The following is an 8,867-nucleotide window of genomic DNA, read 5'->3' as shown; positions in this document are numbered from 1 at the left end:
GGGCGTGCGCTGGCGGCCCAATGAGATTTTCTCGATGGACCTGATCGTCGGCCACAACATCACCGGGGAAAATGCCCGCTGGATCACGCTCGGCACCACGGTGCGGTTTCCAGAAGCGTTCAAATAGCCGGGCCGCGGCAGGCAGAGACAGCGTGGCGCCGACTGCGCTAAGATGCCGGAAAAATCCGAGGAGGTTCCGATGATCACCACCGTCGTGCAGTTTCACATGGCGACGCCGATCAGCCTGGAGGAGGCAAAGAAGCGGTTCGAGAGCAGCGCGCCGAAATACCAGAAGCTGCCGGGCCTGATCCGCAAATATTACATTCGCTCCGAGGACGGCGCGACCGCCGGAGGCATCTACCTGTGGGAGAGCCGCGAGGCTGCCGAAGCCGTCTATGGCGGCGAATGGCGCGCCCGCGTCGCCGCCTTGTACGGCGCCGAGCCGGTGATGAGCTGGTTCGACAGCCCGGTGATCGTCGACAACGCCGACGGCGGCACCATCACCACCAGCGCGGCGGCGTGATCGCGCGCTCAGGTCCACATCCGCCGCATCCGCGAGTTGATGTCGATACGCGGGCCGCGCTGCGCCGCCGCTGCTGCGGCTTCAGGCGCGACGCGCGGCCAGCTGGTGCGTTCGAACAGCGGCAGCAGCCGCTCGGGGATGAACCGGGTGCGCGACGCATAAACGTGGCGATCGCCTTGGGCGTTCTGGCCGTGGGTGAAGAAACGCTGCGGCACCACGAGGTGCAGATCGTCCTTCGCCCGGGTCATCGCCACATAAAGCAGGCGGCGCTCTTCCTCGATCTCGGCCGAGGTGCCGGTGCCGAGGTCGGACGGCATGCAGCCATCGACGACGTTGAGCACGAACACCTGCTTCCATTCCTGGCCCTTGGCGGAATGGATCGTCGACAGGATCAGATAGTCGTCGTCGAGCGTCGGCACACCGGCCTGATCGGAGGTTGCGTCCGGCGGATCAAGCGTCAGCTCGGTGAGGAAGCGCTCGCGCGACGGATAGCCCGAGGCGATCTGCGCCAGTTGCACCAGATCGGCCCTGCGGGTTTCAGCATCCTCGTGAATGCGATCGAGATGCGGCGCGTACCAGATCAGCGCCCGCTCGATCTCGGCCGGCCAGCCGGCATTGCCGCTGCGCAGCTCCTGGACCGCCTCGACGAAGCAGCGCCAGTTGGCGCCGGCGCGCGGCGGTGCGGGCAGGGCGGCCAGCGTGCCGAGCGGATCGGCCGCGGCCGTCATTGCATCCAGCGCCTTCTGCGCTGACGCCGGGCCGATGCCCTGCATCAGCAGCATCACCCGGAATCCGGCGACGCGGTCGCGCGGATTCTGCACGAAGCGCAGCAGCGCCAGCATGTCCTTGACGTGCGCGGCATCGAGGAACTTCAGCCCGCCGAATTTGACGAATGGGATGTTGCGCCGGGTCAGCTCGAGCTCCAGCGGCGCGGAATGTGACGAGGTGCGGAACAGCACCGCCTGCTGCTTCAGCGTCGCGCCGCCCTCGCGGGCGTCGAGCACGCGCTCGACGATGTAGCGCGCCTGATCGGCTTCGTCGCGGACGCCGACCAGCAGCGGTCGCGAACCTTCGGCCCGATCGGTCCATAGGTTCTTGGTGAAACGCTCGCGCGCCAGATCGATCACGCCATTGGCGGCCGACAGGATCGCCTGGGTCGAGCGATAGTTGCGGTCCAGCGTGACCACGCGAGCGGGCGGATTGAAGGCCTTCGGGAAGTCGAGGATGTTGCGCACCGTGGCGGCGCGGAACGAGTAGATCGCCTGGGCATCGTCGCCGACCACGGTGAGGCCCGCGCCATTTGGTTTGAGTGCCAGCAGCACCCGCGCCTGCAGCGCGTTCGTGTCCTGATACTCGTCGACCAGCACGTGATCGAACCGGCCGCCGATCTCTGCGGCGAAGGCCGGCTCCTCCATCACCTGCGCCCAGTACAGCAACAGGTCGTCGTAATCGAGCACGTTGTGGCGCTGTTTGGCTTCGACATAAGCCGCGAACAGTTGCTTCAGCTCGGCGGCCCAGCCTGCGCACCATGGATAGTTGGCGCCGAGCACGACATCGAGCGGCTGGCCGGCGTTGACGCAGCGCGAGTAGATCGACAGGCACGTTGCCTTGGCCGGAAATCGACTGTCGGTCTTGGAGAAGCCGAGGTCGTGGCGGACCAGGTTCATCAGGTCGGCGGAGTCTTCGCGGTCGTGGATGGTGAAGCCCGGATCAAGCCCGATCCGCTCGGCATAGTCGCGCAGCAGCCGGGCGCCGATGCCGTGGAAGGTGCCGGCCCAATGCAGCCCGCCGCTCAGCACTGAGGCGCGGTCGCCGAGCACTTTGCGGGCGATCCGCTCCACCCGGCGGGTCATCTCGGCGGCGGCGCGGCGCGAGAACGTCATCAGCAGGATGCGATACGGGTCGGCGCCGCCGACGACGAGATGCGCGACCCGGTGAGCCAGCGTGTTGGTCTTGCCGCTGCCGGCGCCCGCGATCACCAGAAGTGGCGGGCAGGCAGCCGCCCCCGCGCCGTGCTCGACGGCGCAGCGCTGCTCGGGATTGAGGCCATCGAGGATCGGAGCGGGCAAGGACACGAATCAGCGCCTGTCGGGTGAAGGATGGACGCTCCCAGATTCCTGCTTTGTTCGCAATCCCGGCATGGCGCGGGTGTCACACACCGGTGTCCACGGCGAGCTGTGCGGCTCGTAGCAAAAATGTCGCGCTGCCCCGGCTATGCTCCGCCATCCATTCGGCTATCCTCGGTTGTGGCGACCGCGGGCGGCCGCCTTGGCGATGGACACGACGCGCAAGCGTCACTGCAACAGGTGGGGAGAAGTTGATGGCAAGACGATCCATTCTGGTCGGAGCCGCGATCCTGGCGATGACCTCCGGCGCGGCCTCGGCGCTGGAGATCGACACGCTGGCGATCGAGAGCGGCAAGCTGGTGATCACCGGCAAGACCACCAAGGCCGGCCAGGAGGTCGAGGTCGTCGGTACCGGCGACAAGGCCAAGAGCTCGTCGTCGCGTCGTTTCAAATTCTCGCTGTCGGACGTCCCCGAGACCTGCAAGCTCGACCTGAAGTCGGGCACCGAAACCCTGACCGGCTTGCTGGTTGCCAATTGCGGACCGCGCGGTCCGAAGGGCGAAGCGGGCGCAGCCGGCGCTCCAGGTCCGGCCGGCCCCGCTGGTCCTGCCGGCCCGGCGGGTCCCGCCGGCCCGAAGGGAGATGCTGGTCCTGCCGGTCCCGCGGGACCTGCCGGCCCGGCTGGTCCCTCTGGCGCCGTTGGCCCTGCCGGCCCGAAGGGTGAAGCCGGCGAAGCCGCGCCGAAAAACTGATCGAGCTCGCATGCGATCCGGCTGCGCGGCATCGCCGCGCGGTCGCGATCGTGCGGGTTACGCCAGCGTTTGACATCAAGCCCGGCGCGCGCCAGTGTCGCTGCGGGTAGATACGACCCGCCGCTTGCGCCCCTTCAGGGGAATGGTGAACGTATCAGAGCGACCCGTGTCCCCTTTGCCGAGGCGAACGGAGTCAGTAACGCAAGCATCTGACCTGATCAGTTCGCCCTGCAGAGGGTTCATGATGCGCGATTTCCGCGACGCAAAGGCCATGGCGCAGACGTTGCGCGAGGCCATCAAGCCGAAAGCCGAACTCACCCGAAGTGAGAGTCTGGAGCTGATTGCCAAGGTTCTGGGCTGCCAGAACTGGAATGTGCTGTCGGCGGCCGTCCAGTCCGCAGGGGAGGCGACGCGACGCCCGGAGCGCGAGGAAGTGCGGCTCGATCCGGCGATCCTGGATCGCTACGTCGGTTTCTACGAGCTCGCCAATCAGGGCGTAATGACGATCGGCCGAGAGGGCGAACGGTTGGTGTCGCGGCTGACCGGGCAGCCAGGCGTGCCGCTGTTCGCCGAGAGCCGCACACAGTTCTTTGCCAAGGTCGTCGACGCGCAGATCAGCTTTGTGACTGACTCTTCAGGCGTGGCACAATCGCGGATGCTGCATCAGAACGGACTCGATATTCCGATGCCGCGTATCGATGCGGACGAGGCTCGGCGGATCGAACAGCATCTCGCTCAGAAACTGACGAGTAACCTCCCGAGCCCCGGCACGGAAGCTGCGCTGCGCCGACTGATCGACGGAATCTACACCGGTCAGCCCAACTACGATGAGATGACTGAGGTGCTGGCCAACGCCACCAGACAGCAATTGGCAAAGTTGCACGAGGAGATCGGCGAGGCCGGCGCGGTTCGGACCGTCGAGTTCGTCGGCGTCGGCAATGGCGGTGTTGATGTCTATCTGGTGCAGCACGAGCGGCGGCCGCTGTACTGGCGGATCGGCCTCGATGGCCGCGGCGCGATTTCGACCGCGTGGGTCGCGCCAGGGCTTTAACGCTTGAAGCGGTGGTACTCCAAGTGCTCGATGAGGGATCTTCCGGAGCTATTGAAGAGGCTCGCCAAAGGCGGGGTTCAGTGCATCGATGACGCTGGCAAGCTGCATCTCGCGTTCACCAGCGGCGATGGTGCGTTTCAGCACGTCGAGCACGATGGCGGCGGCGCGGCGGGCGGCATCGACCAGGCTGAGACCGCGTGCGAGGCCCGCAATCAGAAGGCCGGTGTAGAGGTCTCCCGTTCCGGCCGCCGCCAGCTCCAGGCGTGGCGACGGCAGTCGCGTGGAGTTCATGCCTTCGAACACGATGTTCTCCAGCGTGCCGTCGGGCGTATCCACCAGCCTGCAACTGGTCACGACGACACGGGCTCCCCGCCAGGCCTGCATTTTATCGACCGTGACCTTGAGCTCTGACCATGTCGCCAGCGGGTGGCCGGCGATCAGTCCGGCCTCGAACTGGTTGGGCGTCAGCAGATCGGCGAGCGGGACGAGCTCGTTGCAGATGCAAGCGGCAACGTCATCGGGCACGAACACCCCGACATGGGAATCTCCCATCACTGGATCGCAGATGTAGGTGATGGCGGGATTGAGTTGTCGGGCGCGTTTGACGAAGGCCGCCACCACCTCGCCGTTGGCGCGCGAGCCGAGATAGCCGGACACGATGTAGCGGCTGGTCTCGATCAGCCCGCGTTCTTCGATCCCGCGCAGCAGTTCGCCGACCAGCTCGGCGTCCAGCACCCGGCCGCGCGTGCTCCCGAGGCCCGGATGATTGGAGAGCAGCGTCGTCGGCACCGCCGCCACGTTCAGCCCGTGCGCCTGCATCGGCAGCACGGCGGCGCTGTTGCCGACGTGGCCGTGCGCCACCTGGCTCTGGATCGAGATGATGGACGTCGTCATCGGCGTCGTTCCGCGGTTCATTTTGCAGCCGCCTCGGTGGCGGAGCGATCGGCTGTCGCGCCATAAGGTATGCGGCCGTTGAGCACAACATAGGCGAGTCCGCCGATCAGCAGGCCCCAGAATGCGCCGCCGATGCCGAGCAGCTTGATGTTCGCGGCCGAGGCCAGGAACGTGATCAAGGCCGCCTCGCGCGACGTCGGGTCTGCCATCGCCCCGGCAAGGCTGCCGCCGATGGTGCCGAGCAGGGCCAGACCGGCGAGGGTGGTGATGAAGGTGGCAGGAAACGCCATGAACACCGCAGCGAGCGTGACGCCGAACACGCCGACCAGCACATAGAAACAGCCCGCCGCGATGCCGGCAATCCATCTCTTGGACGGGTCTTCGTGAGCTTCCCGGCCGGTGGCGATCGCAGCCGTGATCGCCGCGATGTTGAAGGCGTGCGAACCGAACGGCGCCATGATCAGCGAGCCGAGACCGGTGACGGTGACGATCGGATTGGCGCTGGTCTTGAACCCGTCGTTCCGCAGCACCAGCATCCCCGGCATGTATTGACCGGTGAGCGTGATCAGGAACAGCGGCAATGCGACCGACAGCAGCGCATTCAGCGAAAACTCCGGCATGCTGAACACCGGGGCCGCGAAGACGAGTTTGAGCCCGGAGAGATCGACGCGACCTTGCGTCAGCAGGAACGTGAGGCCGAGCAGCAGAATGCCGACCACGGCGTAGCGCGCGGAGAAGCGCTTGAATGCGACGTAAGCGGCAATCAGCAAGCCGACCAGCCACGGATCAACGCTGGCGCCGCCGAAGGCTCCGATCCCGAACTGCAGCAGAATGCCGGCGAGCAGGCCCGATGCGATCCCGGGCGGAATCAGACGGATCACCTTTTCGAAATAGCCGGACAGGCCGAGCACGACGAACGCCGCCGCCGAGATCATGTAGGCGCCGATCGCCTCGGCATAAGGCGTCGTCGCCAGCGCGGTCACCAGAAATGCCGCAGCGGGCGTCGACCACGCAGTGATGATCGGTTCACGATAGTGCAGGCTCAGCAACAATCCGGTCAGTCCAACGCCGATCGAAATCGACCAGACCCAGGATGCCGTCAGCTCGGGACTGAGTCCTGCGATCTTGGCAGCCTGAAACACCAGGATGAACGTGCCGCCGTAGTTGACGATCACCGAGATCAGGCCGGCGATAACCGGGTGGGTGAGGTCGCCGAGGCGGATCGGAGAAGGAGGGGGGCGGGACGGCATGCGGTCGACAATCCTCTGCTGGAAGCGAGGCGAGCTCGATGGATTGACATCTAGCCATCAGGTGGCCTGATGTGCCCGGCCATTCTCCGCCACAAGGGCAGACCAATTGTTCAAGCACTCCCAGCTCGAATCCGTCAAAGCGTGGGTCGCGCATCCGGCTCATGCCGCGATGCCGCTGCACGCGCGGGTGCAGCGTGCCATCCGCCAGCTGATCGTCGATGGTGCGCTGGGCGCAGGCAAGCCGCTGCCGGCGTCGCGTGCCCTTGCTGAATCGCTCGGGGTGTCGCGCGATACGATCGAAGTTGCTTATGGCCAACTTCACGCCGAGGGCTTCATCGAGCGGCGCGTGGGCAGCGGTAGCTTCGTTGCGGAGATGACGGAATTCACGCCGGGCCGCCGTCTCGCGCAGCGGGACGCGCTACTCGGCAACCAGGCGCCGAAACTCAGCAAGCGCGGAGCCGCGATGTTCGGCAGCGGCGGCATTCGCGAGCAGCTGTTGCCGAGGCCGTTCGTCCATGGCGTGCCGGAAACGCGGACATTTCCACTTCAGCTCTGGGAGCGGCTAGAGCGCCAGGTCCGCAAAGAGCTGGGGGCGCAGACCTTGCTTCATTGCGATCCGCAGGGCAGCGAGCCGCTGCGCCGTGCCATCGCCGACTACGTCAACCTCGAACGCGGGGCCCGCGCCTCCGCGGATCGCGTCCTGGTGCTGACCAGTTCGCAGCAGGCCCTGTCGCTGTGCGCGAATATGCTGCTTGACCCCGGCGATCGGATCTTCATCGAAGATCCGGCCTATTACGGCGCGCGCAAAGCATTCGATGCCGCAGGCGTGGAGTGCGTTCCGATTCCGGTTGATCGTCTGGGTCTTGTCGTCGACCAGATCACCGCCCAGCCGCGCCGGGCCAAGGCGGTGTTCCTGACGCCGTCCCATCAGTTTCCGACCGGCGCGACGCTGGCGCTGGACCGCCGCCTCGCACTGATCGAATGGGCGGCGCGGCACCAGACGTGGATCATCGAAGACGACTACGACAGCGAATTCCATTACGCCGGCAAGCCGACGGCGTGCGTGCAAGGTCTCGATCCGCACGACCGGACGATCTACATCGGCACCTTCACCAAATCGCTGTTTCCGGGCCTGCGGATTGGATACGTCGTGTTGCCGCCGCAGCTCGTCAAGCCGATGACGGTTGCGCGCACGCTCCTGGATGGTCACAGCGCCTCGATGGCGCAGTTGACGCTGGCCCGGTTCATGGAGGGCGGCCATTTCGGCGCGCATGTGCGCACCATGCGCGGTGTCTATGCGACGCGCCTGGACGTCCTCGTCCGCCTCGTCCGCAAATATCTGTCCGGCCTTGTCGAGCCGCGCGTTCCGGTCGGCGGCCTGCAACTCCCCTGCGTGCTGACGTGTGACTTGCCGGAGCGAACTGCGGTCGAAGCCGCACACCGTGCGGGGATCGAGGTGCTCGGGCTGTCGGGGCTGCATCATGCCCGCGACGGCGAGGCCGGCTTCCTGATGGGCTTTGCGGCGTACACGCCGCTCGAAATCGAAGGCGCTGTGAAGAAGCTCGCCAAAGCGCTTCGGGCGGCGATCAAACCCTGACTGCGCGGCGCGTTGCTCTGCCCGAAATTGGCCGGCTGTCGCAACCGGAAATGGCCGGGAGAACCAGACCGCGCCCGTGCTAAATATTGATCACCGGTTGTAACCGCGGACCCACATTGGAAGACGCCGGCCAGCCTCATTGATCGGAGGCGGATGGATACGATGCCTACCAACCTCGAGCTTTCCCCGGACGAGATCGCACGCTTCGGCGCGGATCCCGCCGCTGTCTTTGCCGCCAATCTGACGCTGGTCCACCAGCGTATCGCGGCCGCTTGCGATCGCTGCGGGCGCAGCCCTGCGGATGTTCGTCTTTTGCCCGTCACCAAGACGGTGCCGGCGAATGTGCTTCGCCTGGCCTATGCGGCCGGAATCTCCGAGTTTGGTGAAAACAAGCTGCAGGAGGCCCGCGACAAGCGCGCCATCCTCGCGGATCTGCCGATCCGCTGGTCGATCATCGGCCACCTCCAGACTAACAAGGTGAAGTATCTCGTCCGGTTCGCTTCCGAATTCCACGCGCTCGATAGTCTGCGGCTTGCCGACGAGCTCAATCGTCGCCTGGATGCGGAGGGGCGGGATCTCGACGTGTTCGTGCAGGTGAACACCTCCGGCGAGGCCAGCAAATACGGCCTTGCACCCGGTGATCTCGTCCCGTTTGTCGAGCGTCTGTCCGACTATCCACGGCTCAAGCCACGCGGCCTGATGACGCTGGCGGTCTTCAGCGCTGACACTGAACG

The 8,867-nt window shown here is 65.9% G+C and carries 9 protein-coding genes; 6 read left to right on the top strand and 3 right to left on the bottom strand.

What is annotated here, in order from left to right; translation table 11 throughout:
• Nucleotides 1–4 precede the first annotated feature (4 nt).
• Complete coding sequence (locus tag DYI24_RS28800) at nt 5–127, top strand: PA4824 family protein (protein ID WP_502706348.1); 123 nt, start codon at nt 5–7, stop codon at nt 125–127.
• 72 nt (nt 128–199) lie between these two features.
• A complete protein-coding gene (locus DYI24_RS15145; RefSeq protein WP_107357514.1) occupies nt 200–523 on the top strand; it encodes a YdhR family protein in 324 nt (107 codons plus the stop codon).
• Nucleotides 524–531: 8 nt separating this feature from the next.
• Here the strand turns inward: DYI24_RS15145 and DYI24_RS15140 are convergent, their stop codons facing one another.
• The gene (locus tag DYI24_RS15140; protein WP_164572873.1) at nt 532–2,598 is read right to left on the bottom strand and encodes an ATP-dependent helicase; all 2,067 of its coding nucleotides are present in this window, start codon (nt 2,596–2,598) and stop codon (nt 532–534) included.
• A 245-nt stretch (nt 2,599–2,843) separates the two neighbouring features.
• On the opposite strand from DYI24_RS15140, the gene DYI24_RS15135 reads away from it, so the two are divergent.
• Together DYI24_RS15135 and DYI24_RS15130 are read left to right on the top strand one after the other, a co-directional pair.
• The gene (locus DYI24_RS15135) at nt 2,844–3,341 is read left to right on the top strand and encodes a collagen-like protein (RefSeq protein ID WP_164572872.1); all 498 of its coding nucleotides are present in this window, start codon (nt 2,844–2,846) and stop codon (nt 3,339–3,341) included.
• 166 nt (nt 3,342–3,507) lie between these two features.
• Nucleotides 3,508–4,392: a DUF3471 domain-containing protein gene (locus tag DYI24_RS15130; protein WP_349627782.1), complete on the top strand. Its 885-nt coding sequence runs from the start codon at nt 3,508–3,510 to the stop codon at nt 4,390–4,392.
• A 48-nt stretch (nt 4,393–4,440) separates the two neighbouring features.
• On the opposite strand, the gene pdxY is transcribed toward DYI24_RS15130, so the two are convergent.
• Nucleotides 4,441–5,307 (bottom strand): pyridoxal kinase, encoded by an 867-nt coding sequence (gene pdxY / locus DYI24_RS15125; protein WP_164572871.1) that lies wholly within the window; start codon nt 5,305–5,307, stop codon nt 4,441–4,443.
• Nucleotides 5,304–6,536, bottom strand: coding sequence for a benzoate/H(+) symporter BenE family transporter (locus tag DYI24_RS15120; protein ID WP_164572870.1), 1,233 nt, complete (start codon nt 6,534–6,536; stop codon nt 5,304–5,306). The genes pdxY and DYI24_RS15120 overlap by 4 nt, the downstream gene beginning before the upstream one ends.
• Before the next feature lie 106 nt (nt 6,537–6,642).
• Between DYI24_RS15120 and pdxR the strand changes: the two genes are divergently transcribed.
• The gene (gene pdxR / locus DYI24_RS15115; protein WP_164572869.1) at nt 6,643–8,133 is read left to right on the top strand and encodes a MocR-like pyridoxine biosynthesis transcription factor PdxR; all 1,491 of its coding nucleotides are present in this window, start codon (nt 6,643–6,645) and stop codon (nt 8,131–8,133) included.
• 162 nt (nt 8,134–8,295) lie between these two features.
• The coding region (locus DYI24_RS15110) for a YggS family pyridoxal phosphate-dependent enzyme (protein WP_164572868.1) at nt 8,296–8,867 on the top strand (572 nt) is incomplete at its 3' end.

The sequence above is a fragment of the Rhodopseudomonas sp. BR0C11 genome, assembly GCF_010820945.1.
Lineage (GTDB): Bacteria > Pseudomonadota > Alphaproteobacteria > Rhizobiales > Xanthobacteraceae > Rhodopseudomonas > Rhodopseudomonas palustris_H.
This window is presented reverse-complemented; position numbering and strand designations above follow the sequence as displayed.

Excerpts from the sequence above, each read along its gene's own strand:
- pdxY (WP_164572871.1), bottom strand. The coding sequence starts at position 5,307 with ATGAACCGCGGAACGACGCCGATGACGACGTCCATCATCTCGATCCAG.
- DYI24_RS15135 (WP_164572872.1), top strand. The coding sequence starts at position 2,844 with ATGGCAAGACGATCCATTCTGGTCGGAGCCGCGATCCTGGCGATGACC.
- DYI24_RS15120 (WP_164572870.1), bottom strand. The coding sequence starts at position 6,536 with ATGCCGTCCCGCCCCCCTCCTTCTCCGATCCGCCTCGGCGACCTCACC.
- DYI24_RS15145 (WP_107357514.1), top strand. The coding sequence starts at position 200 with ATGATCACCACCGTCGTGCAGTTTCACATGGCGACGCCGATCAGCCTG.